General features: G+C 71.5%; 23 protein-coding genes. 11 read left to right on the forward strand and 12 right to left on the reverse strand.

From position 1 onward, the window contains the following. Positions 1 to 5 precede the first annotated feature (5 nt). From ACZ3OF_RS03650 to ACZ3OF_RS03670, 5 genes are read right to left on the reverse strand one after another with little or no spacing between them, the layout of a single operon-like run. Entirely contained in the window at positions 6 to 962 is a 957-nt protein-coding gene (locus ACZ3OF_RS03650; RefSeq protein WP_467302510.1) for a thymidylate synthase, read from the reverse strand. Next, positions 859 to 2,811, reverse strand: coding sequence for a hypothetical protein (locus ACZ3OF_RS03655; protein ID WP_467302512.1), 1,953 nt, complete (start codon positions 2,809 to 2,811; stop codon positions 859 to 861). The genes ACZ3OF_RS03650 and ACZ3OF_RS03655 overlap by 104 nt, the downstream gene beginning before the upstream one ends. Continuing rightward, on the reverse strand, positions 2,808 to 3,488 hold the full coding sequence (locus ACZ3OF_RS03660; RefSeq protein ID WP_467302514.1) for an HAD family hydrolase: 681 nt from the start codon (positions 3,486 to 3,488) through the stop codon (positions 2,808 to 2,810). Before ACZ3OF_RS03660 ends, ACZ3OF_RS03655 begins: the two co-directional genes overlap by 4 nt. Positions 3,489 to 3,538: 50 nt before the next feature. Beyond that, a complete protein-coding gene (locus tag ACZ3OF_RS03665) occupies positions 3,539 to 4,027 on the reverse strand; it encodes an ATP-binding protein (protein WP_467302516.1) in 489 nt (162 codons plus the stop codon). Positions 4,028 to 4,037: 10 nt separating this feature from the next. Then, a complete protein-coding gene (locus ACZ3OF_RS03670) occupies positions 4,038 to 4,232 on the reverse strand; it encodes a hypothetical protein (protein WP_467302517.1) in 195 nt (64 codons plus the stop codon). A gap of 138 nt (positions 4,233 to 4,370) precedes the next feature. Between ACZ3OF_RS03670 and ACZ3OF_RS03675 the strand changes: the two genes are divergently transcribed. The 3 genes from ACZ3OF_RS03675 (at position 4,371) to ACZ3OF_RS03685 (ending at position 12,682) form a co-directional block, all read left to right on the forward strand. Further along, complete coding sequence (locus ACZ3OF_RS03675; protein ID WP_467302519.1) at positions 4,371 to 5,759, forward strand: Tat pathway signal protein; 1,389 nt, start codon at positions 4,371 to 4,373, stop codon at positions 5,757 to 5,759. A gap of 75 nt (positions 5,760 to 5,834) precedes the next feature. Beyond that, positions 5,835 to 6,320: a TrmO family methyltransferase domain-containing protein gene (locus ACZ3OF_RS03680; protein ID WP_467302521.1), complete on the forward strand. Its 486-nt coding sequence runs from the start codon at positions 5,835 to 5,837 to the stop codon at positions 6,318 to 6,320. A gap of 926 nt (positions 6,321 to 7,246) precedes the next feature. Further along, the gene (locus ACZ3OF_RS03685) at positions 7,247 to 12,682 is read left to right on the forward strand and encodes a sacsin N-terminal ATP-binding-like domain-containing protein (RefSeq protein WP_467302523.1); all 5,436 of its coding nucleotides are present in this window, start codon (positions 7,247 to 7,249) and stop codon (positions 12,680 to 12,682) included. Between the two features lie 111 nt (positions 12,683 to 12,793). Here the strand turns inward: ACZ3OF_RS03685 and ACZ3OF_RS03690 are convergent, their stop codons facing one another. Beyond that, on the reverse strand, positions 12,794 to 13,045 hold the full coding sequence (locus tag ACZ3OF_RS03690) for a helix-turn-helix domain-containing protein (RefSeq protein WP_402651297.1): 252 nt from the start codon (positions 13,043 to 13,045) through the stop codon (positions 12,794 to 12,796). 584 nt (positions 13,046 to 13,629) lie between these two features. Here ACZ3OF_RS03690 and panD point away from each other — a divergent pair. The 4 genes from panD to ACZ3OF_RS03710 all read left to right on the forward strand — a co-directional run bounded on the left by panD (position 13,630) and on the right by ACZ3OF_RS03710 (position 16,701). Next, entirely contained in the window at positions 13,630 to 14,055 is a 426-nt protein-coding gene (panD, locus tag ACZ3OF_RS03695; protein WP_361666497.1) for an aspartate 1-decarboxylase, read from the forward strand. A gap of 55 nt (positions 14,056 to 14,110) precedes the next feature. After that, positions 14,111 to 14,455: a GNAT family N-acetyltransferase gene (locus ACZ3OF_RS03700; protein WP_361666496.1), complete on the forward strand. Its 345-nt coding sequence runs from the start codon at positions 14,111 to 14,113 to the stop codon at positions 14,453 to 14,455. Then, positions 14,452 to 15,093 (forward strand): aspartate/glutamate racemase family protein, encoded by a 642-nt coding sequence (locus ACZ3OF_RS03705; protein WP_467302527.1) that lies wholly within the window; start codon positions 14,452 to 14,454, stop codon positions 15,091 to 15,093. The genes ACZ3OF_RS03700 and ACZ3OF_RS03705 overlap by 4 nt, the downstream gene beginning before the upstream one ends. A 339-nt stretch (positions 15,094 to 15,432) precedes the next feature. Continuing rightward, positions 15,433 to 16,701, forward strand: a complete 1,269-nt coding sequence (locus ACZ3OF_RS03710) for a transglycosylase family protein (protein WP_361666493.1) — start codon at positions 15,433 to 15,435, stop codon at positions 16,699 to 16,701. Here ACZ3OF_RS03710 and ACZ3OF_RS03715 read toward each other — a convergent pair. Together ACZ3OF_RS03715 and ACZ3OF_RS03720 are read right to left on the reverse strand one after the other, a co-directional pair. After that, positions 16,582 to 17,610, reverse strand: coding sequence for a DMT family transporter (locus tag ACZ3OF_RS03715; RefSeq protein ID WP_467302529.1), 1,029 nt, complete (start codon positions 17,608 to 17,610; stop codon positions 16,582 to 16,584). The two genes, ACZ3OF_RS03710 and ACZ3OF_RS03715, sit on opposite strands and share 120 nt — an antisense overlap. 117 nt (positions 17,611 to 17,727) lie before the next feature. After that, positions 17,728 to 18,444 carry a carbonic anhydrase gene (locus ACZ3OF_RS03720; RefSeq protein ID WP_467302531.1) on the reverse strand — a complete coding sequence of 239 codons (717 nt, stop codon included), beginning with the start codon at positions 18,442 to 18,444 and terminating at the stop codon, positions 17,728 to 17,730. 151 nt (positions 18,445 to 18,595) lie between these two features. Between ACZ3OF_RS03720 and ACZ3OF_RS03725 the strand changes: the two genes are divergently transcribed. The 3 genes from ACZ3OF_RS03725 to ACZ3OF_RS03735 all read left to right on the forward strand — a co-directional run bounded on the left by ACZ3OF_RS03725 (position 18,596) and on the right by ACZ3OF_RS03735 (position 21,338). Continuing rightward, positions 18,596 to 19,321 (forward strand): (2Fe-2S)-binding protein, encoded by a 726-nt coding sequence (locus tag ACZ3OF_RS03725; RefSeq protein ID WP_361666489.1) that lies wholly within the window; start codon positions 18,596 to 18,598, stop codon positions 19,319 to 19,321. A gap of 54 nt (positions 19,322 to 19,375) precedes the next feature. Beyond that, entirely contained in the window at positions 19,376 to 20,851 is a 1,476-nt protein-coding gene (locus ACZ3OF_RS03730; RefSeq protein WP_361666487.1) for an SDR family NAD(P)-dependent oxidoreductase, read from the forward strand. 316 nt (positions 20,852 to 21,167) lie between these two features. Next, a complete protein-coding gene (locus ACZ3OF_RS03735; RefSeq protein WP_361431199.1) occupies positions 21,168 to 21,338 on the forward strand; it encodes a hypothetical protein in 171 nt (56 codons plus the stop codon). An 83-nt stretch (positions 21,339 to 21,421) separates the two neighbouring features. On the opposite strand, the gene ACZ3OF_RS03740 is transcribed toward ACZ3OF_RS03735, so the two are convergent. The 4 genes from ACZ3OF_RS03740 to ACZ3OF_RS03755 are packed head-to-tail and all read right to left on the reverse strand — an operon-like array spanning position 21,422 to position 24,536. Next, entirely contained in the window at positions 21,422 to 22,843 is a 1,422-nt protein-coding gene (locus ACZ3OF_RS03740) for a lipase maturation factor family protein (RefSeq protein ID WP_467302536.1), read from the reverse strand. 33 nt (positions 22,844 to 22,876) lie between these two features. Then, a complete protein-coding gene (locus ACZ3OF_RS03745; RefSeq protein WP_361666484.1) occupies positions 22,877 to 23,047 on the reverse strand; it encodes a hypothetical protein in 171 nt (56 codons plus the stop codon). A 53-nt stretch (positions 23,048 to 23,100) separates the two neighbouring features. Next, positions 23,101 to 23,655 (reverse strand): DUF1990 family protein, encoded by a 555-nt coding sequence (locus tag ACZ3OF_RS03750; RefSeq protein WP_467302539.1) that lies wholly within the window; start codon positions 23,653 to 23,655, stop codon positions 23,101 to 23,103. Then, positions 23,643 to 24,536 carry a YndJ family protein gene (locus tag ACZ3OF_RS03755; RefSeq protein WP_361666481.1) on the reverse strand — a complete coding sequence of 298 codons (894 nt, stop codon included), beginning with the start codon at positions 24,534 to 24,536 and terminating at the stop codon, positions 23,643 to 23,645. Before ACZ3OF_RS03755 ends, ACZ3OF_RS03750 begins: the two co-directional genes overlap by 13 nt. A gap of 224 nt (positions 24,537 to 24,760) precedes the next feature. On the opposite strand from ACZ3OF_RS03755, the gene ACZ3OF_RS03760 reads away from it, so the two are divergent. Beyond that, entirely contained in the window at positions 24,761 to 25,846 is a 1,086-nt protein-coding gene (locus tag ACZ3OF_RS03760; protein WP_467302541.1) for a DUF6777 domain-containing protein, read from the forward strand. Positions 25,847 to 25,888: the final 42 nt, after the last annotated feature.

Genomic DNA, 25,888 nt, shown 5'->3' on the forward strand with positions numbered 1-25,888 from the left:
GGCCATCACCGCGTCACTGCCGTCTCGCGCGCGGTGGAGGTGCGGGCACGGTGGTTCAGCTCGCCGTACCAGGCGATCAGCGACTCGCCTAGCGGCCCGTCGATCTTGTCGGCGACCCGCCACGCCTGCTCACGGGAGTCGTCCTTCCACAGCCGGTAGCTGCGCAGTGTCTCGGCCATCGCGTCCCAGCCTGGGTGGCCGGTCACGTCCTGGGCCTCGACCTGGTCGAGGAGGCCATCGAAGCCTCGCCACGGTGTGGTGAGGTCCGGCATGACCGCGCTCGCGGTCACCGAGGTCAGCTCTTCCGCCTGGTCGAGATGGTTCTCGTAGATGTGCAGCGATCCCACATGGTGGTGGAACTCGCCCAGCTCGGCGCCGAGCCAGCCCGCGACCAGCTCGTGCAGCACGGTGTAGAAGAACAGGTCGTACGGCATGCCGATCCACACGTCCTGACCACGCATCGTGGTCGACATGTGCAGGCGGCCGGCACGCAGGTAGAAGCGGAAGCCCAGCGTGCAGGGCACGTCCTTGTGTCCGGCGGCGTCCCGGGCCGGGTCGTAGAGCTGGATCAGAGCCCGGCGAGAGTCGGGGTCCTCCTTGAGGATCTCGACGACGCGGCTCAGCTGGTCCACGTTCCCGGCCCACTTCCGCATCCTCGGGCCGTACGCGCCCCGCAGGACACCGTCGTCGGCGTACTGTCGCAGGCGCGTGTTGTAGTCGAAAATCCACGGGGCGTCCGAGCCGGAGAGGTGCCACACGGTCTCCGCCACGGCGAACGCGGGGTTGATGACGCGCGCCGGCGGCGCGTACAGCAGGCGGGCCCGTGGCTGGGTCAGCCGCATGTGGACGTCGAGGACCTCACGGGTCGCCATGCCACGAGGGCTGACGCTCTCGCCGCTCTTGGCCAGGGCGACAGCGCCGACGAAGAGTTCGGCGACGCTGTCGGCGGTCAGGTGTGTCATCGGGCAGGTACTCCTTCGCCCTGCGGCAGTCCGGAATCGGTGCCGCGGGCATCGTGGTGGAGTGGTGGGAGTGCGTGACATGGCCGTCGGCCCGGCGGGTGATGAGGCGTGCGACTTGGGCGGCGCTGTCGCCGCGCCACCGGCACACTGCGTCCGGCGCCGCCCGGTCGGCGGGCGGGCGCGGACCGCGCAGTGCGACGAGGGCATCGGCGACGTCGTCGGCGGTGCTGCACCGCCGTGCGAGGCCGTGGTCGGAGAGTCCGAGCGTGCGCTCGCCGGGCGAACCAAGTTCGAGCACCGGGACGCCCACCAGCGCGGCTTCGATGCCGCACGTCGAATAGGCGCTCGCCAGGGCGTCGGCACCGGCGAGGCAACCGCGAGCGCCGACCCGGGGATCGGCCACGGCCACGAGCGGCCGACCGTCTCGTTCGAGCAGGGGGGCGAAGACGTCGAGGCTCTGTGCCGGGTGCGGCGTGATGACGAGGCCCCAGTCGCCGCCGGCCTTCCACAGACCGTCCAGGAGGAGGTCGGCCTGAGCCTTGAGCCGGTGAGGTCCGATGGGCTGGCAGGCCCACACCGCGATGCGGGCAGGGCCTCGCCGTGGGCTGGGCGACAGCAGATTCTCCAGGTAGCGCCGCTGGGCTTCGCGGCTGAGGCCGGCGAGCGCGTCGAAGCGGGGCTGGCCCAGGACGTGGACCTCGGCGGCAGGGTGGCGCACCCACGCCTTCGCGAGAGGAAGGTCCCGTTCACCCATGACGACGATGTCGCGGCTGTGCAGCGCGGGCCATGCGACCGACTCCGCTGTCCAGGCCCCGTGCTGGACATGCACCGTATTCGCGCCATGGCGCTCTGCCACGTGTACAGACAGTGCACCCAGCGGGCTGGTGTCGTTGCTGACCAGAACGGTGTGCGGCCGGGCTGCGGTGAGGACGCCGTCCAGCCACGTCTCCGCCCGGACCACGGATCGCCACGAGGGCTGGGTGCACCCGCCGCTCGTCTCCAGTAGTACGGACACGAGACGGACCAGCCGGTCCAGTTGAACCTCGTGCTCGTAGACCCGAACGACGCGGCCGTCGTGCCGCAGCCTCAGACCGTCCACGGCGCCGGAGAGGTCGAAGAGCCCGGTCGGCGGCGAGCACAGGTTTACCCCCGCGACTTCTGAAGCCGGGCACCGCTCCGCCGGGTCGGTCGCCAGGTCCACCACGAGGCTCGGGTGTCCGTTCCTGGCCAGCTCCTCCAGTACCGGCAGCAGAGTGGCCGCGTGACGGGAGGACCACGACAGCGCCACCACCTCACTCAGCGGCAGCCCCGAGGGAGCCGGGCCCGGCAACGCTGTGGCCGCCAGGAGAGGAGGGAGGTTGCGTAACTGCGCGGAGCGGAGGGGGTTGTGAGGGGCCGCGGCACCGAGCAGATAGGCGATGCCCGACCAGGTGACGGTGTACGCCCGGTACTCGCGGGAGCTGCTCGACCGCATCCCGACGAGTCCTTCGTACGGCGCGAGCCTCAGCGGCCCTGGGGCCTTTGCGAACGGCTCCCAGGCGCTGAGCGCCGCCAGCTTGCGTACGACCTGCGTCACCAGGCGCCGCACCGGCACGTGCTGGACGTACAACCACCCCGCGCCACGCGGCGTCCTCGCGAGGTCAGCGCCGTACGCTTCGAGAGCCTCCATCACCTGGTCGACCCGTACTTCCGCTTCCCTCGGGTCGAATGGCAGGGCCTCCAATTCGGACGTGGCTATCCGGTCGGATTTCATGGTCGCGAGCGCGCCCTCGCCGACCAGCGCCCACAGGGGCTTGCCATAGGACGCGACCTGGGCGATGCCGAGGGCGCTGCGTTTGGGCGGCGTCATACCAGGCTCCCTTCGAGGAGCGGCCCGGTGTCCACAAGCCGCAGCAGGTCCTTCGGCGATTCGGCGACGAAGGGGGCCGGGGAGCTCGGGGTGCCGTAGCCCCAGCCCGCGTGCACGTACGAGACGCCGGCGCGGCGGGCCGCTTCCTGGTCGACTGCCATGTCCCCGACGTACAGCGCGTCGGCCGGGTCGGCGCCGAGGTCGATCAGGGCGAGCATGATCGGATCCGGTGCGGGTTTGCCCCGCCCCACCCCGTTCGGAGTGCGTACCGTGGCGAACGGGACACCGAGCTGGGCCAGCAGAGGAGTGGCTCGGTCCAACGGCTTGGACGTGACGATCCCCATCCGCCAATCGGCAGCGGCGAAGGCGTGCAGGACCTCCGCGACGCCGTCGAACTGTCGGGCGAGGTGAGAGGCGTCCGTCGACGCCTTCGAGTAGGTCTGGTGGATCGGCTCGGCGTCAGCGAGCCCGAGCTGCTCCATGATGTCGGCGAAGGGCCGGCCCAGGTGGCGCTCGTACTCCTCGAACGGCACGTGGAGGCTGTGGTCTTCACGGACCTGGCGCCACGCGCTTTCCATGACTGGGCGGGTGTCGACGAGCACGCCGTCCAGGTCGAGCAGTAGCACACGTACGGCTTCGGTGTCGAAGCCCAGCCTCGTTCCGCCGGAGGGCGGCATGTGTGAGGGCGTAAGCCGGGATGGCATCACGGGTCTCCAGGGGGAGGTGGTCAGGAGGTGATGGGCGACTCGGGGCGCCTCACGAGGGCGATCACCCTCTTGCCGCGTCCGTCTTCCTTGGGGCAGGCAGTCCAGGCGTCAGCCGCCGCCGACACGAGGTGCAGGCCCCGTCCGCTGGTGGCGTAGAGCGAGGCAATCTGAGGCACCGGGGGCTCCGGGGAGTTGTCTTCGACTTCGATCCCCACAACGCCGGCCTGAAGGGCGAGCGTCAGCGTGATCTCATCGACGGGCTCGCCGTCCGTTCTGGGCAGAAGGACCAGGCCGGCGTCGGGAGTTCGGCCATGCCGCTCGGCGTTGGTGGTGAGCTCGCTGACGATCAGCACAGCCTGGTCCAGAAGGTCTTCCACCCCCCACGCCGTCAGCGCCTCGCGGGTGAAGGAGCGTGCTCTGCCCGGCGCCCTGTCATTGGCGGCGAGCGTCAGGCTCTTCTGGTGTTCAGGGGCGCTGATGACGCTGCCCAGGCTCTCGATTCGGTCCATGCTCGCCTTCTCACAACTGGTGCTTGAGCCCGCGGAGGACTCGATCGGCGGTTTTGTCGGAGCGGTCGAAGCGGCGGAGGTGGTGCACGAGCACGGCCACCGGCTGGGGATGGTCGAAGTGCCGAACGTCGGACGTCGGGGCGGGAGCGAGCCCGTCGCCCGAAGTGGTCCGGGCATCGGCGCCAGTCGTGTGGCTGGTCTTCACCGGTTTCCTCCCAGGCAAAGGCGGTTGGTGGTTTCGTTGACCACGAGCGAACCGTGGATCACATTGCGGCGGTATCTCCGAGCGGCTGCCGGGGCCGTCAAACCCGTCAAAGATCGTTTTGGTGAACCGAGGTAGACGATGGCGCGCGAGCGGAACGTGAAGCTGGCCGACGCGATCGCGGAAACAGGCTGGTCGCAGCCAAAGGTGGCGGCTGCCTTCGTGAGGGTCGCGGCCGAGGTAGGAGCGCAAGAACTGCTGGGCACCAGCCGCTCGCACATCGCCATGTGGGTGGCGGGAACACAGCCCTCGGGCAGAGCGCCCCTTATCTTGTGCGAGACGTTGTCCCGGCGGCTCCAACGCCCCATCACTCCATCTGAGATCGGGCTCTCCGTGCCGGACACGGGTGCAGTCACGGCTTCGGAGTGGAATGTCGATACGCTGACTGCGCTGGTAGACCTTGGGAGAAGCGACGTGGACCTCGAACGCCGCCGACTGCTGGCCGGCGCCGCCTACTCGGTGGGCGGCTTGGTCCTGCCCGGACAGCAGTGGTGGGACGAGGCTCCCCAGCGGGCGAAGTCCCGCCCCGCCGCGACGAGCCGCAGAGTCGGGGCCGCAGAAGTCAGTGCCGTCCGTGAGATGACGGAGTTCTTCTCTCGGAGAGACCAGCGCCACGGCGGCATGGACGGCCGTACGGCGCTCTACCAGTACCTCGTCGACGACGTCGCCAGGTACATCGGCGGGGTCTTCGCCAGTGACGACACTCGTCGTGCCCTTCTTGCCGCTGCCGCCGAGGCGGTGTACGTCGCCGGTTGGATGAGCTTCGACGCCTCCCACCACGAGGCCGCGCGGCGCTACTTCACGCTGGCCCTGAAGCTCGCGGCGGAAGCGGACGATGCTCCGCTCGCCGGCCATATCCTGCGGGCGATGGCTCACCAGGCAACGGACCTCGGCCACCCACGGTTTGCCGTCGAACTCGCCACGGCCTCCGTGGCACGCAAGCGGTACACCCTGGCGACCCCCCGCGAGAGGGCGCTGCTCGGAGTGGTGCAGGCACGCAGCCTGGCCGCCGACGGGCAAAAGCGCGCCGCGATTGCAGCGCTCCTCCGGGCCGAGGACGACCTCGCTGCGGCGGACGTCGGCGACGAAGATCCGAGTCGGGTGTGGTTCTTCCAGCGGGCTTCCCTGGCCCACGAGACCGCCCGCACCCTGTGGACGCTCGGTGATCTCGACGGAGCGCTTAGAGAGTTCAACAACAGCGTGCTGACCAGGAAGGCCGACACCTTCAGCCGGACCCACGCGGTGACGTTGGGCTACATGGGCACTGTGCAGGCACGTCAGGGGAACGTGGAGGCCGCGTGCCACACGTGGGCACAGGCCCTGGATGCGATGGAAGGCGTGCAGTCGGGCAGAGCACGCAAGGCAGCCGTGAACATGCGCCGAGTGCTGTCCCCCTTCCGCAATCGGGGAATCAGCGTGGCGGCGGAGATCGATGAGCGCGCCAAGGCCGTACTCGAACGAGTAGCCTGACGGCGCCATGGTGGTGAAGGCGGGCATGCTGTGGTTGACCGCCTTGCCGTGCTGCGAGCGGAGAAGGGGGAGCCCGTGTCCACAAAGTCCATCGAGGTGCCGGTGATCGCCGAGGTGGTCGGAGGCCACAATGGGCGGCTCGACGACTTCAAGGGCGGTGTGGAGTCGATCATTCGGCTGCGCCCGGAGTACCCGGAGGAGACGCTGCAGGGGATCGAGAAGTTCTCCCACCTCCAGGTCACCTGGTTCTTCAACTTCGGTTCCCCCGAGGACGTCGCTCTCCACGCGCGCAGCCCGCGAGACAACCCGGAGTGGCCGGCCACGGGAACCTTCGTGCACCACAACCACCGGCGTCCGGCCCGGCTCGCGACCTCGTTCCCCAGGCTGCTCCGCGTCGACGGACGGGACCTGCACGTCACCGACCTCGATGCCGACGATGGCACCCTGGTGGTGGACCTGGTGGCGGTCTTCGAAGAGTTCCTGCCGCGCGGCACGGTCTCCCAGCCCTCGTGGCCCAGCGAGATGCTGAAGGACTACTGGAGGGACGCCGCCGAACGCTGACTCGGGGCATCCTCCGGAATCGAGACTGGTGGCCCGACGTGACGTGGCCGCCTGAGCGGGCGCAAAGGGCTGCTGTCGCGCAAGGTCGTACCGGGAGGCACTCATCACTCGGTGCCTCCGGCTGCGAGGGGCGGCGCGGCTGCACCTGGTGAAGCCGTTTGCTCACCACGGATCAGCAATAGATGGGCGCGCGCTTGGTCAGCTGACTTCGCCGTTCAGCCGCTATGGCCTTGGGGCCTAGTGTGTGCCGACAGGGCGCTCGCAGGGAACGATTTACCCGCGGTTCGCACGGCCTGGTAAGTCGCGCGGTCCTCCGGGCGTCCCATACGCGTTCCACTGAGGACAGGGAGGAGGCGGTGATCCGGGTCGATCGGGAGAACCCTGCATCCGGTGCAGTCGCGCAGCGGGCAGGATTCAACCCGGCAAACAGCCGCACAGCAACGACGGCACACGGCTCGACTGGTACATCCGGGACCGGCGCGACGCGCCCCCAGTGACGACCAGCAGTTACGGGGCAACGCTGCAGCTTGACGTTTATCCAGTGCGCCAGGGCTTGATGACGACCTTGTGGTGTGCGGGTCGATTATCGGACTCGTCCGACGTCATACCGGGCGGCGGGCCTCTGGTGTTTGCCCAGGCGCTGGCCGAAGGTGTGGCAGAACACGAACACGTCTCGTTGAATCCCGTGCTCGACCCGTTCCATGATCCGGCCTCCACGCGCCGCGCCGATCTCCTCTCAGGATCAGGCCCCGGCCTCACGGACACACCGTGGATAGGGGAAACCCTGAACAAGTTCGAGCCCCGTTCGACGGCGGACCAACACGTCAAGCTCAGCTCCGAGCCGCCCTCCACACGGTGGTCCTCGCGCCCCCCGATGTCAGTGCGGCGGGATACCGTCCTCATCACGCTGAGGTGAGGGGAGAACCATGGCGAGGAACGCCCGGGCCGAGCAGCTGCGGGAGTACGGCCAGTCGGTGCTGGAGGGGGCCCGGTCGGAGCAAGTCCTGCGCATGGCACGGCAGGTGAACGCCGTGTCGTACACGAGCGCGCGGGAGTATGCCGGCCGCTCGCTCTTCGAGTTGCTGCAGAACGGCTACGACGCGCATCCGAGGGACCGCGGCGACGGACGGGTCCACGTTCTTCTGGACGAGGCGGAGGGCGAGTGGGGGACGTTGTACGTCGCCAACGGCGGCACGCCCTTCACCTGGCACAACGTCAAGCAGATCTGCGAGCTCGCGCAGAGCTCGAAGGAGGTCGGCGAGGGCATCGGGAACAAGGGCGTCGGGTTCCGCAGCATCCTGCTGATCAGCGACGCGCCCGAGATCTACAGCGCGGACCCCGACAGGCCGTCCGGCGCGGAACTGGACGGGTACTGCTTTCGCTTCGCGCAGAGGGCCGACGTCGAGGAGTTCCTCGCCGGCGAGGACAACGCCCACGAGGTGGCCGCCATGTATCCGCCGCTGCAGGCACCCCTGCCGCTGGACGACGTGCCCGCGACCTGTCGGCAGCTCGCCGCCCAGGGGTACGTCACCGTCGTCCGGCTGCCCTTGCTGAGCGAGGCCGCCCGGGCCGAGGTCCGGTTGCGGATGCGCGAACTCGCGGGGGCGAAAGTACCCGTCATGCTGTTCCTCGACCGGCTCGCCGACCTGACGCTGGAACGGCGGGCCGCCGGTGGCGAGACAGGCGAAGCGAACGAGTCTGACGACCTCCGAGAGACGCACGAGCGGCACGAGCTGACCCGCTCCGAGGAGCGCTTCGCGGTGGCGCAGGACGACGCCGGGCACGGGCTCCCCGTCTCCTGCGCGACCGTGGACCTGGGGCCGTCCGGCACCTTCCTCGTGGCCCGAAGCACCGTCGAGAAGGAACGGCTGAACAGCACGCTCGCCGAGGCCGTGGGTTCCGGGCTCCTCGACGACACGTGGCAGGAGTGGAAGCGGTCCGCCGTCGTCGAGGTCGCGCTCCCGCTGCCCGCCCCGCGCCGACCGCTGCACGGGCAGATCTACACCTTCCTGCCGATGGGCGAGGACCAGGCCGCGCCCTTCCCTGGGCACGCGAACGCCCCGTTCTTCACCAAGTTCGACCGCACCGGGATCCCCTCCGACAACCCCCTCAACGTGCTGCTGCTCGACGCGGTCGCCGAGACCTGTCTGGCGGCCGCCGCGGCATTGCGTGCGTCGCCCGAACCGTCGATGCGGCAGCTGGCCGTGGACCTGGTGAGCTGGGAGAACAAGAGGGACTCGGTGGGGCGGTTCCGCGCGGCGGCACTGCGCGTGCATGGGAGCGAACTGGCCGACGTACCGCTCGTGCCCGTCCTTGCCGCGGACGGCACCCCGCCAGAGGCGGGCTGGGCGCCGCCCCAGGGCGCGGCCCTGTGGCCTGACCTCGACCTGACAGTCCTCACGGCACACCGCGCGCACGAGGCCGGGATCGTGGTGGCGGATCCCGGGATCGGCGGCGACCGGCTGAAACGGCTGGCCACCCTGTGCCGCGCCCTCGCGTGCCCGTGGGAGCCGACCCCTGAGCTCCTCGCCGACCACGTGGAGCGGATCGTCGGGTCCCTTCCACCCCTCCGGTCCGGTGAGTTCCCCGAGCAGTGGAGCGCGCTGTACGAGGACCTGGCCGCCCTCTTCGAGGACGACGGGCACGTCCTGCAGGGCAGGCAGCTGCTGCTCGCGGAGGACTGCACACTGCGGCACACCAACCGTCCCCCCGACAGGGTGGGTGCGGCCACGCGTACACGTGCACAGGGCAAGCCGACCGGTCAGGGTGCCCGTCGGGAGGCGTTCTTCCAGCCGGTGCGCACGGAGGCGAACCGCGCCGAGGGCCCGACCGTCCCCTCCCTGCTCGGCAGGCGGTTGTTCTGCCTGCACCCGGGGCTGGTCTGGCAGGACTGCGGCGAGCGTACGCGCGGGCGGTCCGCCCGTGTCTTCCTTGAAGAGGAAGGGCTCGTCCGGCCGTACGACACGAAGGGCCTGCTGGAGCACGCACGGCAGCAACTCAGCACGAGCACCGATCTCCGACTGCGGCTCCGGACCCTGCGGTTCGTCTTCCGACTGTGGCAGCCTCGGCGTTCGCTGGACGGGACGGAGGTCTCCTCGCTCGGACTGTACGTACCGTCGGCGGACGGGCGGATGATCAGGGCGAGCAGCGCCGTTTTCGGCCGGGGCTGGGGCCGCGGATCCGTCGGTGAGGACCTGGCGGCGGTGGTCGCCGCCGGGCAGGACGTGTCGAAGAGCCTCAAGGCGATCGCCGGACGCCTCATCGCCGCGCCCGAGGAGTTCGCCAAGGGGGGCGCGACCACGGCTGAGGAGTGGCGGGCGTTCCTGAGGGAGGCCGGGGTGGCCGACGGGCTGGTCCCGGTCAGGTCCCCCGACGCCGTGAGCTGGGTGGACCAGGGCCGGGAGCTCACCGCTCGGCACCTGGTCCGCATGGCGAAGGTGCCGGCCGAGGTGCAGGAGCAGTGGGAGCCGTACATCCGCAACTGGTCCCGTGCCTACTACCCTCGGACGCCGTACCGGGGAACCCCCGCCTGGCGGCTCCCCGGCCAGGACATCGTCGGACGCCTCGGCCAAGAGGCCCGGCTGGCGTATGCACGACTTCTCCTGTACGGCCTGGCCGACTGGAACGACACGAGGTTCACCAGCGTCTGGACCAGTGCCGGCAGCCAGAGTTCCCCGGACACGGAACGGGTGCCGACCCCGCTCGACGCCTTCGTCCGGGAACAGCCGTGGCTCCCGGTGCGGGGCCGCGACCGGGCCGTCCGGTTCGTCCGGCCAGCCGACGCCTGGCACTGCCCGCCCGGGCTCGAGGAGGAGCCCTCGTACGCACCGACCGTCGACCATCGGCTGCGCCACCTCCTGGAACGCGGGAAGGCGGGCGACCGCCTGCGGGAGATGGGGCTGCCGACCTGGGACGACCCCCGGGACAGCGACCGCGCCATCGCCGCGCTGGGACGGCTCGCGGCGGAGGGCGCGTTGGGAGCCGAGGACCGGCCCGCCGCGCAGCGCGCCAACGAACGCGCCTGGAGGCACCTCGTGCGGCAGCCTCATCCCTCGCTGCCCGAGGGCGCCAGTCTGCTCGCCGAGTCCGGGGACCGGCTGATCGGCGTGCCGCTTTCCGACCTGGACGGCGGGGAGAGCGATAGCGATGCCGAGACCGTGCTCTACGTCAGTGGTGAACGCGACGGTCTGACAGCCCTGCTGGTACGGGAGACGGGGCGCCCCCTGCTGACCCTTCCGGGTGTCTCGGCGGCGGCCGCCGAGTTGCTGGCGGACGACCACACCGCCACCGTCCGGCACACCGACGACCTGATGTTCACAGTGACCGTGGACGGGGCACGGGTGGACCCCGCGGCCATAGGAGAGCCACTGGTCAAGCAGCTGCCCTGGCTCACGCTGGCCGTGGGCGTCCTCTCCGACCACCTGGCGCGCGGCCCCAGGGCGAGCGAGGCGGAGCTGAGCGAGCTGACGTCCCTGGTCCGGAGTGTACGTCTGTACCGCTACCGCTGCTGGGACATCGAGCTCGACGGTCGGCCCGTGACATTGCCGGGCCGCCTCGCCGGAGTGCTGCCGCTGCCCGATCCGAAATATCCGCTCGTCCTCGCCCCGATAGGCGAGCCGGGCTGGACCGAGACCACTCGCATCGTGGTGGCCGTCGCCGAGCTGCTGGGGCGGCGGGAGTTCGGTGGCCGACTGCGCCTCGCCGCCCACCAGCTCGCCTCCCGCCACGCCGACCTGCGCGACCCGGGCCATGAAGAACTCGCCGACGCCCTGGAAGTCACGGTCCACCAGGTCGAGGAGACGAGCCGCCGGATCGACGGGGCCATCGGCGTCGTCCTGGAGCGCTGCCGGCCCTTCCTCTTCCACCTGCTCGGCTCGGAGGCGGCGAACTCGCTGTTGCTGCCGCCGCCGGGCGACACCCGGGAATTCCAGGCCCACCTCGAGGAGCACGACGCCGAGTTCCCGGTCCCCGTGTCGGAGTTCATCGCCAGGGCCCGCGCGGCCCGCGGTACGGACGAACTGCGGCGCGACCTGGGCATCGGATTCGCCGAGCTGAACGACACTCTGCGCGCGATGGGCCCGCCCCTGGAACCGGTCAGCCACGCCGACGAGCACGAGGAGGCGCTCCGCACATACCTGGACCTGCGCAAGAAGGACCTGTTGAACCGGCTGCGCTGGGCGGTGCTGGAGGACTTCGACGCGCGCCGTCCGATGCCCGACTGGCCCTCGGTCCGGGCCCTGGACTGGATCACCGCGCCGGAGGGATGGGCGTACACCGTGGACACGGCCGACGCGGGGAGCCTGGAGACGCACGTGGAGGAGCAGCTGGCGCTGCGCCTGGGCCGCCCTGTGCCGTTGCCCGGGTCGGGCGAACGCCTGCCCGCCCCCGACCAGGTACGCGGCACGAACCTCCGCACGATCACCGGCCTGGCCGCCGACCTCGCGGTCCTGGTCAGGGCGGCCGGACACCCGTTGCCCGCGGCCCTGACCGGAGCCGAGCCCGCCGAGGAGGTCACCGCGCGGCTGGAGGCCGCGGGCGCGCTGGACTTCCGACCCTTGTCGCCCACCGATATCGTCGGCTGGCTGGCGGCCCTCGGCCAGTGGCCCGACGGGATGGCGGTGGCGACGGATCCCAGCCGGCACGGGCTGTCCGAGGCCGACCTGGACCGGGTGCGCAACGCGGCGGAACACGAGCGCCGCGAACGGGAGCGCAAACGGCGGTCGATCTCCGTCGGCGGCCGCGACTTCGACGTGTACTCGGGCGACTACACCGCCCTCACCCGCGAACTCGACCAGGTCCTGCAGAGCGGTTCGGCGCCGGGCATCACCGCCGCCGGGGCGCTCCGCTTCACGGACCCCCGTCCCCAGACCGGGCGCACCCAGGCCACCGGTCGCACGCGCGGGTGGCGGTACGGGGGCGGCACGGACAGCGGGTTGACCACGGCCCAGCGAGAGGCCATCGGGTACGTGGGCGAGTGGTACGCGTACCAGTTCCTGTGTGCGCGCTACCCGGACCGCATGGACGAGAGCGGCTGGGTGTCGAGCAACCGCCGCAAAGCCTTCCCCGGCACGTCCGGCGACGACGGCCTCGGCTACGACTTCCGGGTCGGCTCCGGCAGCCGGCCCTACCTGTATGAGGTGAAGGCGACCGGGGGCGAAGGCGGCCGCTTCGAGCTGGGGGAGAGCGAGGTCCGCGCGGCCCGCCAGCACGCGGGCAACGACCGCTGGCGCCTCCTAGTGGTCACCCACGCCCTCACCCCTCACAAGGTGGCCATCCACATGCTCCCCAACCCCTACGGCAAGCGCGGCCGGGGCCGCTACCGCGAGGAGGGCGGGGCACTGCGCTTCTCGTACCTACTGTGACCTTGTCGTTTAACCCCAGCGCGAGATGAGTCGGGGTTAACCGCCAAGTTAAGCTCCCGCGCCGCTCGCCATGGTGATGCAGGGCTCGCAGGCGGGGGCCGGGCTCGGCCTTTAGTGGATCTTCTGCTGCTCTAGCCATTTGAAGATCTCAGCCCTTTTGTACAGGACCTTGGCGTTCCTGCCCCGGCCGAGCTTGTAGCCCTTCAAGCCCAGTTTCGATGCCTCCCTATAGACCCAGCTCGTAGACATGTTGAGCATCGCGGCGACCTCGGAAGTGTCCATAAGGACGGGCTCGATGCTCCGGCGCCTGCTCGACGAGTTGTTATCGGGGCGGGTCTCGTCTAGGTGCGGCTGCGGTTCCACGGGCAAAATGGCTCCTTAAGGCTGGCCTGAGCATGATCGCGGCATCGGCTCGTGCTCTGCTCTGGCCGAATTCCAAACGTCCTTGACGCCCGTCCTGTGCCACCGCCAAGAGTCACCGGACGAGCTCTCGCCATGGTCAAGGGAATCGCCGGTTTGGGTAACCGGCGATCCGCTGCTATGTTGCCGCGCCGCTTCGGCACCTCAGATTCCTTGTTGAACTGCGGGCCACTCCTCTGAGGCGGCGGAATAGAGGGGCCATGGGCCAGCTGACCCATGGCGGTGCGCAGCCTTCTGGTCGCCGCGCTCGCTCCTGACCGCCGCCCACACCGCCAGAGTGACGGTGATCACGGACGCCGTTCGGAGGGTGCTGCGTAGGCTTGTGCAGTCGTCATGGTGGAGCTCGGCAGGGCGGACGAAGCCCCCTGTAATCACCTGACGATGCGTCGGAAAAGTCAGCAAGTGGTCAGCATGAGTCCTGAAAAACCTGGGGAATGCTGCCCGAACATGCGACTCGTTGTAGGGTAGGGAAACCGCACTTGACCTGCAATAACGCAGGCAGGGAGCCTATGTCCAGGAGTACCTCGATGATGCGTACCATGTTCAAGTCCAAGATCCACCGTGCCACCGTGACCCAGGCCGATCTGCACTACGTCGGCTCCGTCACCGTCGACGCCGAGCTCATGGAGGCGGCCGATCTGCTGCCCGGGGAGCTCGTGCACATCGTCGACATCGACAACGGTGCCCGGCTCGAGACGTACGTCATCGAGGGTGAGCGGGGCTCCGGGGTGATCGGGATCAACGGGGCCGCCGCGCACCTCGTGCACCCCGGGGACCTGGTGATTCTCATCAGCTACGCCCAGGTCGAGGACGCCGAGGCGCGGGCGCTCGTGCCTCGCGTGGTGCATGTGGACGCGGACAACCGGATCGTCGAACTCGGGGCCGACGCCTCCGCGCCCGTGCCCGGGAGCGACACCCTGCGGAGCCCGCACGCCGTGGCCGCGCACGCCTGACCGCCCGTACCCCCGCCGCTCGTACCGACCGCTCGTACCGAGGGAGACGATCCGCATGGCCGCACGGGAGATCCGCGACGACCGGGAGAAGGGGCGCCTGGAGGCGTTCGAGGACGGCCGTTACGTCGGAGTCGTCGTCTACTTCGTCCTGGACGCCGCACCGCATGCCCTCGTGGCCGTGCACACCGTCGTCGAGGAGGGCAACGAGGGCAAGGGCATCGCCGGGTCGCTCGTGCGGGAGTTCTACGGGATGGCCGCCCGTGCGGGCGTCCCCGTCGTGCCGCTCTGCCCGTACGCCGCCACGTGGGCCGAGAAGCACCCCGATGAGGCGCCCGTGCCCCCGGAGGACGTCGTCCGCGCCGCCAAGCAGCAGCTGAAGGCAACCCCGGAGCTCTGGTGACGCTCGCGCTGCTGCACACCTCCGCCGTTCACGTGCCCGTCTTCGACGGTCTGCGCGACCGGCACCACCCGGAGCTCGGCCTGCGTCACCTCGTCGTCGAGGAACTGCTCGGGCGCGCCCGGGTCGAGGGGCCGGAAGCCGTGGCGGGCGCCGTTCGTGACGCCCTCGCCGAGGCCGTCGCGGACGGTGCCCGCGCCGTGCTCTGCACCTGTTCGACCATCGGCGGCGTCGCCGAGCGCAGCGCCGCCGAACTGGGCGTGCCCGTCCTGCGGGTGGACCGGCCGATGGCGGCCGAGGCGGCCGGGGCGGACCGGATCGTGGTCGTCGCGAGCGTGGAGTCCACCCTCGCGCCCACGCTCGACCTGCTCCGGGAGGAGTCGGGAGACAGGACCTCGTTCGTCACCACGCTCGTCGTGGACGCTGCCTGGGAGCGCTTCGAGGCCGGCGACAGGGACGGCTATCTCGACACGGTCGCCGCGGCCGTGGACGGTATCGACCCCACCGGCGGCGGAGTCGTCGTCCTCGCCCAGGCCTCCATGGCCGGCGCCGCCGAGCGGACCACGACGCCGCTGACCGTCCTCTCCAGCCCGCGCCTCGGTCTCGCCGCCGCGGCCACGGCGGTGCGCCGACACGGATGAATGGCCCCGGCGGGCGCGGGCAGACGCTCCGGGAGAGCCTGGGGCCGTAACGCCCCGCCGACCGAGAGGCCCGACATGACCCAGCCACCCGTCCCGGCGCCGCCCTCGCCGATCCCGCCGCCCGGCCCCGTGCCGTCCCCGCCGGCCCCGGTGCCCGAGCCGCCCCCCGTACCGCCGCCGAACCCGGTCCCGGAGCCGGTGCGCCCCACCCCCGTCCCGAGCCCCGAACCCCAGCCCGAACCGGGGCCCGCCGGGCGCTGAACCCTTGTCACGGCCTGTGACCCTCCCCTACCGTGGGCGACTGCTGATGCGTTCAGCCGAGGGGTTCAAGGGGGGGCCATGGCCTTACGCGGACGACACCGCCGACAGCAGCCGAGCCGGATCAACGCCGCGTCGCTCACCGTCACGGCGAGCGGCGTCGGTATGGCGCTTCCGCTGGTCGGTGCCGGGACGGCCCACGCGGCCTCCCTCGACGTCTGGGAGAAGGTCGCCGCCTGCGAGTCCTCCTCCAACTGGCGCATCAACACGGGCAACGGTTACTTCGGTGGCCTCCAGTTCAGCCAGTCCACCTGGGAGCGGTACGGCGGCACGCACTACGCGCCGCGCGCCGACCTCGCCTCCAAGGACCAGCAGATCGCCATCGCGGAGAAGGTCCTCAAGGGACAGGGGCCGGAAGCCTGGCCGACGTGCTCCACGCGCGCCGGACTCGGCAAGGAGAAGCCGGGCGTGACGCCCGCCTCCCTCCCCAGGCAGCGGTCCGCGCCCGCGAAGGCTCCGGCGGCCTCCGCGACACCGACGACCGTGCCGACGGTCCGCGAGATGTACACGGTCACCCCCGGCGACTCGCTCTCCCGCATCGCCCGCGAGGAGCAGGTGAAGGGCGGCTGGCAGCGGCTGTACGAGGCGAACCGCACCGTCGTCGGTGACGATCCCGACCTGATCCACCCGGGCCAGAAGCTGACCCTGCGGATCACCGCGCCCGCCAAGCCCGGACCGGCGGCGAAACCCCCGGCCGGCAAGGCCCCGGCCGCGAAGCCGCCCACCGCGAAGCCCCCGGCAGCCAAGCCCCCGGCCACGAAGGCCCCCGCCACCAAGGCGCCCGCCTCCACGACCAAGCCCGTCTCGAAACCGGCCACGAAGCCCGCGTCCGAGCCCGCGGCCAGGACGAAGCCCGTCAGCAAGCCCGCGAGCCAGCCCGCTGCCGACACCTTCTCGGCGCCTGTCTCCGCCTCCATCGGCACCCGCTACCGCGTCTCCGGTTCGTCCTGGTCGAGCGGTTACCACACAGGCGTCGACTTCCCGGTCCCGACCGGAACCTCGGTCAAGGCCGTCGCCCCCGGCCGGATCGTCTCCGCCGGTTGGGGCGGGGCGTACGGCTACGAGATCGTCATCCGGCACGACGACGGCCGCTACAGCCAGTACGCGCACCTCTCCGCGCTCTCCGTGCGCGAGGGCCAGCGGGTCAACGGCGGGCAGCGCATCGCCCGTTCAGGATCGACCGGCAACAGCTCGGGACCGCATCTCCACTTCGAGGTTCGGACGGGTCCCGGGTACGGCTCCGACATAGATCCCCTCGCCTACCTGCGCGCCCGCGGCGTCTCGATCTGAGGCCTGCCGATCCGCCCCCCGGCGATCCGCGGCCGTCCGGTCGGAGGACCCCGGGCGATCTGACACCGACAGGGAGCCGGACGACGTCGTCAGCCGCTCCACGGTGAGCTGGACGATCCCGAGCGCCGCCACGGCGCCGCAGATCAGCGCGGCGACCGTGCCGGCGGCGCCGTAGCGGAAGCTCTCACCGAACAGGGTGAGACCGACCGTCGCGGCCACCACCGGGTTGACGACCGTGACCGTCGCCAGCGGGGCCGCGAGCCCCGCGCCCCGGTAGGAGGCCTGCGAGAGCAGGAGCCCCGTCACGGCGAGCGCCGAGAGGACCAGCACGCTCGGCCACTGGGCGAACGGTGCGTCCGGCGCCCACTCCACCGCCACCGTCTTGGTGAAGACGGAGGCGATCCCGAACGAGACGCCCGCCGCCGCAGCCAGGACGATGCTGCGCAGCACCGGGCGGCCCAGCAGGTGCGCGGCCGTGAAGAGCACACCCACCACGGCGAAGGTCCCGGCGGCGAGCAGCCATCGCTCCGCGTCCGCCAGGGACTGGGTGTCGGCGCCGCCCGTCAGGCTGAGCAGCCCGGCGAGGCCCACCGTGGCCATGAGCGCACCGCGCCAGGCCGTGCGCCCCGCCCGCCGGCCGACGAAGAGCGCCGCCATGGGCAGCGCGAAGACGATCGTGAGGGCGCCCAGCGGCTGGACCAGACTGAGCGGACCGTAGGCGAGCGCGGCCACGTGCAGCACCGCACCGAGACCGTTGAGCAGCACGGACCCCCACCAGGCCGGGCTGCGCAGCGGCGCGTACGTGAGGCCGGCGGCGGAGGTCGCGACCCTTTCCTGCACGATCGCCGCGGCCGCGTAGGCGACCGCCGAGACCAGTGACAGGAGCACGGACAGCACGAGGGGGCTCATACATACAACGATCTCTCTTCCTGGCGTTCACGTCGTCGTACCTGGGAACGCCTTCGGCCGTACTGCCGTCGCAGTACGGGACCGTCGTGTACGGCCTGGGATGTACGCCCGCGCAGGTCAGGAGGGGTGGAAAGCGACCTTTCCGGTATCCAGGTCGAAGCGGGCGCCCACGATCCGCGCCTTGTCGAACGCCTCATCCCGAGCCAGTCGGCGCCGGACCCGGGCCACATTGGCCCGTACGGTGTTCTCCACCCAGTCGCCCGGCAGCCCGCGCGCCGCCCGCGCCGCGGGGGCGATCTCCTCCACGATCCGGGCGAGGTGCCCCTCGACCGGCTTCCCGGTCCGTACGTACTCCACGGCGGCCGTCGCCGCCCCGCACCGCTCGTGCCCGAGCACCACGACCAGCGGCACTCCCAGCTCCTCGACGCCGAACTGGATCGAGCCGAGCACCGCCTCGTCCAGCGCCTGCCCGGCGGACCGTATCGCCAGCAGATCGCCGAGCCCCTGGTCGAAGACGAGCTCGGGCGGCACCCGCGAGTCGACGCAGCCGAGTATCAGCGCGAAGGGATGCTGCGCGACGGCCACGGCCGCGCGCCGGGCGGCGTCCTCGTGCGGATGGAGCTGCCGCAGGGCGGCGAACCGGGCGTTGCCGGCCCGGAGTTCGGCGAGGGCCCGCTCGGCGGTCGGCGGCCCTTCCGGCGTACCGCCCCGTCCGAGGGGGGCCGAGGCGCGCGCGGACGGCACGCCGGCCGTCAGGGCCGCAGCGGCGCCGAGGGCAAGCACGGTGCGCCGTCCGGGAGTTGAGGTGTGGGGGAAGGCAGGTCGAGTGGTCATGCGCCCGAGCGTTACGGTGATCCGAGGTCACCGGCCGCGACTTGGTCCGGTCATGACCCGATGATGACCGTGGATGACCGAGTCATGACCTCGGACGACCCGAACTTTACGTCGCCCTTTCCGGGCACGGCGATGCCAGGAGGCGGTGGCGGTGGATCTCGTCGAGAGCTCGTCCGTGGGCGGGTTCTTCGCCCTGCGGACGACCCCGCCGGAGACAGGCGGTGGGCATCTGCCGCTCGCGCGCCTGTACGCGGGGGAGGACGGCCCCCTCTCCGCCCGCGTCGACCGAGTGGGCGCCCGCCTCGGGGCCCCCGAGCGGCGGGTCGCGGCCTCGATCGCCCACCTGGGGCTCACGGCCCGGCTCTGGTCGACCGCCCTAGGCCCGGCAGCCCTCTTCGGGCGTTTCCCGGACCTCGACCCGGCCCAGCTGTCCTGGGACGGCGCGCTGACCTCGCCCGACGACCTGTGGTGGGCGGGCACGGCCACCCGCCCCGCCACGGTGGCCGACCTCCGCGAGGCCGTCCAGCTCGCCCATCTCGTTCCCCTGCACGCGGCCTTCCGCCGCGACGGACGGATCTCGCCCCGGCTGCTCTGGGGCAACGCCGGTTCCGCCCTCGCCGGAGCGCTGCGGGAGCTCACCCGCTGGGCCCGCGCCCAGGACCGGCCCGAGGTCGCCGCCCGCGCCGGCGAGCTCGTCTCCGGGCTCCTCGCCCACCCCGACCTGGCCGGGACCGTCCAGGGCCCGGCTCTCCGCCGTACCAGCTGCTGCCTCTACTACCGCTGCCCGAGCGGCGGACTCTGCGGCGACTGTGTGTTCGACCACCCTCCCGTGCGAGGACGGTCCACGGGTTTGGAGACAGGGCCCCCCGCTCCGTAAAGTTCATCTTTTGGAACGACTGGAACGACCCGCGATCGAGGAACGGCAGAGGCCATGACGGTGACCGAAGAAACCCAGGAGTACGGACCGGGTATCGACCCCGATCGCCTGGCCGTCTGCCTGAGCGTGCTCGACGAGCTCGACAAGCTGGACGTGGACCACCCGGACGCGATCGCCGTCCGGCGCGCCACCGCCGGCATCTACCGCACGGTGAAGCAGCGCCGCCGCCAGGAGCGCCGGGCCGCGAAGACCGCGAACGACAAGGCGGTCACCGAAGCCACCGCCACCGGCTCCGCCCAGCGCATCGACGACGAGACCGAAGGCCTCCTGCCCTCGTCCGTCACCGAGGCCGGCCGGATCGCGGGGATACTCCAGCGTCCCCGGTCCTGCTACGTCTGCAAGACCCGGTACATCGAGGTCGACTACTTCTACCACCAGCTCTGCCAGCCGTGCGCCGCCGAGAACCGGATGCGCCGCGACGCCCGCACCGACCTCACCGGCAGGCGCGCGCTGCTCACCGGCGGCCGGGCCAAGATCGGGATGTACATCGCCCTGCGCCTGCTGCGCGACGGCGCCCACACCACGATCACGACCCGCTTCCCCAAGGACGCCATCCGCCGTTTCAAGGCCATGGAGGACTCGGCGGACTGGATGCACCGGCTCGAGGTCGTCGGCATCGACCTGCGCGACCCCGCACAGTCGGTCGCCCTGGCCGAGCAGGTCGCCGAGCAGGGCCCGCTGGACATCCTCATCAACAACGCGACGCAGACGGTGCGCCGGCTGCCCTCCGCGTACGCCGCCCTCGTCGAGGGCGAGAGCGCGCCGCTGCCCGCCGGGGAGCTCCCCGCCCACCACGTCATCGGCGCCTTCAACTCCGGCGCGGTGGACGGTCTGACCGCGCTGCCCGTCGGCGTGAGCGGCCTCGACGCGCAGAAGGTCGCCGACCTCGCGCTGGTCGCGGGCAACGCCAGCGTCGAGCGCCACCGCGACGGCAGCGCCATCGACGCCGGCGGGCTCGTCCCGGACGTCGTCGAGTCCAACACCTGGGTGCAGACGATCGACCAGATCTCCCCGGTGGAGCTGCTCGAGACCCAGCTCTGCAACTACACCTCGCCGTTCATCCTGATCAGCGCGTTGCGACCGGTCATGGCCGACGCCGCCAAGAAGGCGGCCAGCGGGCGGGCCTACATCGTCAACGTCTCCGCGATGGAGGGCGTCTTCGGTCGCGGCTACAAGGGCGCGGGCCACCCGAACACCAACGCCGCCAAGGCCGCGATGAACATGGTGACGCGGACCAGCGCCCAGGAGATGTTCCAGAGCGACGGCATCCTCATGACCTCGGTCGACACCGGCTGGATCACCGACGAGCGTCCCCACTTCGACAAGCTGCGGCTGGCCGAGGAGGGCTTCCACGCCCCGCTCGACCTGGTCGACGGCGCAGCCCGGGTCTACGACCCCGTCGTGCGCGGCGAGGCGGGCGAGGATCTGTACGGCTGCTTCCTCAAGGACTACGCGCCCGGCAACTGGTAGATCACCGCGTCACACCGCGGGGATCCCCACGTGGATCCCCGCGCGGATCTCTGCGTCGATCCGATCAGATCACCGCGCTAAACCGCTCCGATGTCCGAAATTCACTCGATTGCGTCACACTTCTCAGCCCCATGGAGCGTTGGCGCGCTCATTTGGTTAGTCTGATGCCCACGGTCGACCACCAGGGATTCACCAAATCCTCACGGTCGGCCTGGGGACTGGCCTGCCACCAAGGCCGCGGTCCCGCCCGAAAGCCGGCGCCACCGCGACCGAAACGGCCATGTCCTCATAGGTACGCGACACAAGGGAGTGCGCGGTGACACCAGAACTGACGAAGCAGGAACAGCGACCGGCCGAACGACCGGAGCGGCCCCACCGCCCCGGCGAGCTGGGAAGCCTCGATGTGTGGGCGCATGCTGCACCGATCCGGCTGGCGGGCTACGAGGACGACCTCGCGGAGCCCCACATCCTGCCTGGTATCGACTGAGTCGTACCGCTTCATCCGTGCCCCCGGCCGCCCCGCGCCCGGGGGCACGGGGTTGTCCGGTCCCGCCCGGCGCGCGGGGAGCATCAGCGACGGGCCGTGGTGCCCAGCCCGACAGGCGGCAGGTACTCCCGTACCAGTGTGCGATGCCACCAAGCCCCGGTCTCCCGCAGCTCCCGCCAGGTCGTGAACCGGTAGCGGTAGAGCCGGGCCCGGACGAGGGCGGGCGGCGCGTCGGGGAAGGGGTTGTGCCGCAGCAACCGCAGGGTGTCCCGGTCTCCTTCGAGCAGACGCTCCAGGAACGGCCCGAACCAGTCACGGGCGTACGCGGGTGAGAGCGCCGCGAACCACATCAGCCAGTCGAGCCGCAGATGGTACGGAGCGAACTGGCGCGGCACCCTCCGCGGATCCCCGGGCTTGCCCTTGAAGCCGTACTCCTTCCACGCCGTGCCCGCGTGCGGCACCCGCTCGTCGGTGCCCTCGACGACGATCTCGTCCCGGATCCGGCCGACCGTGCCGAAGGCGCCGTACGAGTTGACCAGGTGGAACGGATCGTACGAGCGGTTCATGGCCTGGCGCCGCGAGAGCAGGTTGCGCGCCGGCCGGTAGCTGCGGAACAGGACCAGGGCGGTCACGGCGACGACCACGACGACGTACCAGAGCGGCGGGTCGGGCTGTGGGTGGTCGCCCACGAGGAGCGAGCCGTCCACGGCGGAGAGCGCGAGGACGATCGTCAGCCAGTTCAGCCAGGCGAAGTTCCCCGAGAGCACCAGCCACAGCTGGGTCGCCACCATCAGACCGGCGGCGACCGTCGCCACCGGCTGTGGCGTGAAGAGCAGCACCGGGACGAGCAGCTGGACGACATGGTTGGCCGCCACCTCCGCCCGGTGCAGCGGCCGGGGCAGACGGTGGAAGAACCAGCTGAGCGGCCCGGGCATCGGCTGCGTCTCGTGGTGGAAGTAGAGGCAGGTCAGATTGCGCCAGCAGCGGTCGCCGCGGATCTTGATGAGCCCCGCGCCGAACTCGACGCGGAAGAGCAGCCAGCGCAGCAGCACCAGGACGAGGACGGGTGGCGCGATGTCGTCGTTGCCGAGGAAGACCGCGAGGAAGCCGGCTTCGAGGAGCAGTGACTCCCAGCCGAAGCCGTACCAGGTCTGACCGACGTTGACGATCGAGAGGTACAGGGCCCAGAGCACCGCCCACCAGACCATCGAGACGGCGAGCGGGACGGCGTCGCCCGCGCCCGCCACGAGGGCGAGTGCCAGCGCGGCGCCGGTCCACGCGACCGTGGCGAACAGGCGGTCCGAGTAGCGCCAGTGGAAGAGGCTGGGGGTCTGGCGCGGCCCCACCCGGCGCAGATACTCCGGTACGGGGAGCATGCCGCGCTCGCCGATGAGGGCACGGAACTGGAGAGCGGCCGACAGGAAGGCCACGACGTAGAGGCCTGCGAGCCCCCGCTGGAAGACGATCCGGCTCAGCCAGTAGTCCGGTGCGGTGAACCACTCCATCGCTTCCAGTATCGGCGCTGTCCGGACCGGGCGTCAGCCCTTCTCCTCCTCGTCCAGGCTGCGCACGCCCTCCGCCTGGGACGGTGTCGTGCGGGAGGTGGCGGGGTGGCGGTGGTCCCGCTGGAGGGCGTCCATGTCCTCTTCGAGCCGCTCGCCCTCGGCCTGCGAGGGTGTGCTGTACAGGTCGTACTGGTTCTGGCTCACGGCCGCCTCCTGGGTCGGGACGTATGCCTACACAGGGAGCGTAACCCCGGGTGTCAGCCCGTGGCCTGTCCCGCGACAAGGCCTCGGAGCGTGCGGCCGAGACGGCGTGCGTAGGCGTGCTGGAGGACGGGCACGAGGCGGCCGCCGAGGCGTGTGTACCAGGCGGCGGGCCGGCTGAAGGCGGTGACCGTGAACCAGACCGTGCCGTCGGGGTGGAGATCGACGACGAAGGACTCCTCACCGCGCTCGGGGTGCCCGGCACGGGTGCCGTACGCGAAGCCGACGCGGTCCTTCTCGTACGCCGTCCAGATCACCTCGCAGGGTGCGGTGAAGCGGGCGGGACCGGCGCCGATCGAGACCTCGACGAACGCGCCGGGTTCGGCGCGGTCGGCCCGGCTGCGGACCCGGGCGCCCGACGCGCGGTGCATCCGCCAGGTCGTGACGGCGGCCCCGGCGGTCTCGAAGGCGTCCCGGCCCCGGCCGACGCGGACCATGTGGTGGAGGTGGTGGTACCCGCCGGGGAGTACGTCGCGCGCGGTGGCGCCGACCTCGCGGTAGTTCAGGGGCGCGGAGGCCGGAGTGGCGAGGTCGCGGATCAGACGGGCCATGGGGCGGTCTCCTTCGAGGGGGCGGCCGCCCGCAGGCGGCGCCAGGCGAGCAGCGAACAGAGCGCGAAACCGAGGGCGTTGCCGAGGCCGTGGGTCGCGGCCATCCAGGTCAGGTTCGGGTGGGGCAGTCCGGTGGCCTCGCCGAGCGCCCAGCTGAGGGCGAGCAGCATGGTCGCCACCAGGACGACGGCCGAGACGGCGAGGAGTCCGCGGGTGACGCGGTCGGGGGCGCCGGTCCGCAGGTCACGCCAGGTCGGCAGGGCGACCGCCCACATCCCGGCGGTGAGGACGACCGCCCCGGCGAGCTCGGCCCAGTCGTCGACGAAGTAGCCGATCAGGACGAGCAGCGTGCCGAGCGGGACGCTGAGCGCGGCGAAGCGTGTGGCGGGCCTGTCGGACGTACGGCAGACCAGGCCGGCCACGAGGGCGGCGGCGAAGCCCGCGAAGTGGAAGTGGGGCACGGTCAGGGCCAGGATGTCGAGGTCGAAGCCGAGCAGCTCGTGGCCGGCGCGTTCGGCGACGAGTGCGAGGCCCGCAACCGACGGGGTCACGAGCGCGGTGAGCACGGCGACCTCCGAGGGGGCGAGCGACCGGGGCCTGCCCCGGGGACCCCCGGCGGGAGGCGGGCGGAGGAGCGCCGCGAGCCGGGCCGGGGCGCAGAGCGCGAGCGCGAGCGTGGCCAGCGCGTAGACGGCGGCGAGCGCGGCGGCGGTGGGGGAGCGGGGGAGCCAGAGCGCCACCGCTCCGGGCAGGGCGAGCAGCGGCCAGGCGCGGCGGAGCAGCAGGAGGGCACGCGGCCGCGGGCCGTCGATCAGCGCCAGACCGGCCGGGACGACCACGAACATGCCCAGCATCACGATGAGACCGACCAGCACGGACATGCGCCCACCCCCTGTTGAACGTGTTCAAACTTGCTGGACCTGAGACTAGGGCCTTCCTTGAACGTGTTCAAGTCCCTGTTCCGGCCGACCTCGGCCGGTAGGGCCCGCCCGGTCGAGCTCCCTGTGCCGGCCTCCCCCGATCGGCCCGGCCCTGCTTGCGGCCGATGCCCCGGTGCGACAGACATGAAGGAATGTCTCCGGGCGGAAAGAGGCGGGAGATCCACGTGCGCTCACCCACACGCCGGTCACCACGGCCCCACGTCACCGCACTGGCCGTCGGCGCCCTGACCGTGACGCTGGTCCTGGCCGGCTGCTCGGCCGGCGGCGACGCGGGCGAAGGCGGCGCCGCCGCGGACCGGACCGCCGCCGTGTCCCGGGAGGTCGTCCTCCAGCCGGTCGTCGCCCAGGGCCCGGACCCGTTCACCGCCTCCACGGCCAGGGCCGGAGCCCCGCCGCCGGCCGCCACGGCCCCGCCCGGCACGCCCACGGCGGGCACGATCCGCGAGGTCACGGGGGCCACTCCCGGTCTCTACGGCGGCACCCGGCAGGTCGCCAGCTGTGACGTCGAGCGGCAGGTCGTCCTCCTCGCGCGCGACCGGGTCAAGACCCGTGCCTTCGCCGAGGCGGCCGGCATCCCCGAGGCCGGGGTCTCCGACTGGCTGCGTGGTCTCACCCCCGTCGTCCTGCGCGCCGACGCCCACGTCACCAACCACGGCTTCCGCGACGGAGCGGCCACCGCGTACCAGTCCGTCCTCCAGGCCGGTACGGCGGTCCTCGTCGACCAGTACGGCGCGCCGCGCGTCCGCTGCGCCTGCGGAAACCCGTTGCGCTCACCGGTCGCCGTCCAGGGCGCCACCCACCGAGGGCAGCCCTGGTCCGGCTACCACCCCGAGCGTGTCGTGATCATCCGGCCGACGACGACCGTCGTCACGAGCCTGGTGATCGTGAACGTCGTCGACAACACCTGGATCGAGCGGAGGACGGGCACCGACGGCGAGCGGGACACCCACCCGGACGTGGTCCCGCCCTGCGACCCCGCCGCGTGCGACCTCACCGGAGCGCCGTCCGCCGTGCCGTCCCCCTCGGTCCCCGGCCGCTCGCCCGAGCCCGGCCGCGGCGAGTCCGTGCGCCCCGACGGCTCCACCTCGCCCGAGGACGTCCCCTCGCCGCCCCCGGCCCGGTCGGAGCCGCCCGTGGAACCGCAGCCGGAGCCGGAGCCGGAGCCCGAGTACGAGCCCGACGGGCCCTCCTTCGAGGACCTGTTCCCGATGGAGACGGCTCCCCAGCAGCCGGAGACCTTCGAGGGCTGAGGCGTGATCTCCGCCGTGCGCACCGTCGGGCCTGCGCCTAGC

Source organism: Streptomyces sp. NPDC022552 (assembly GCF_055561875.1).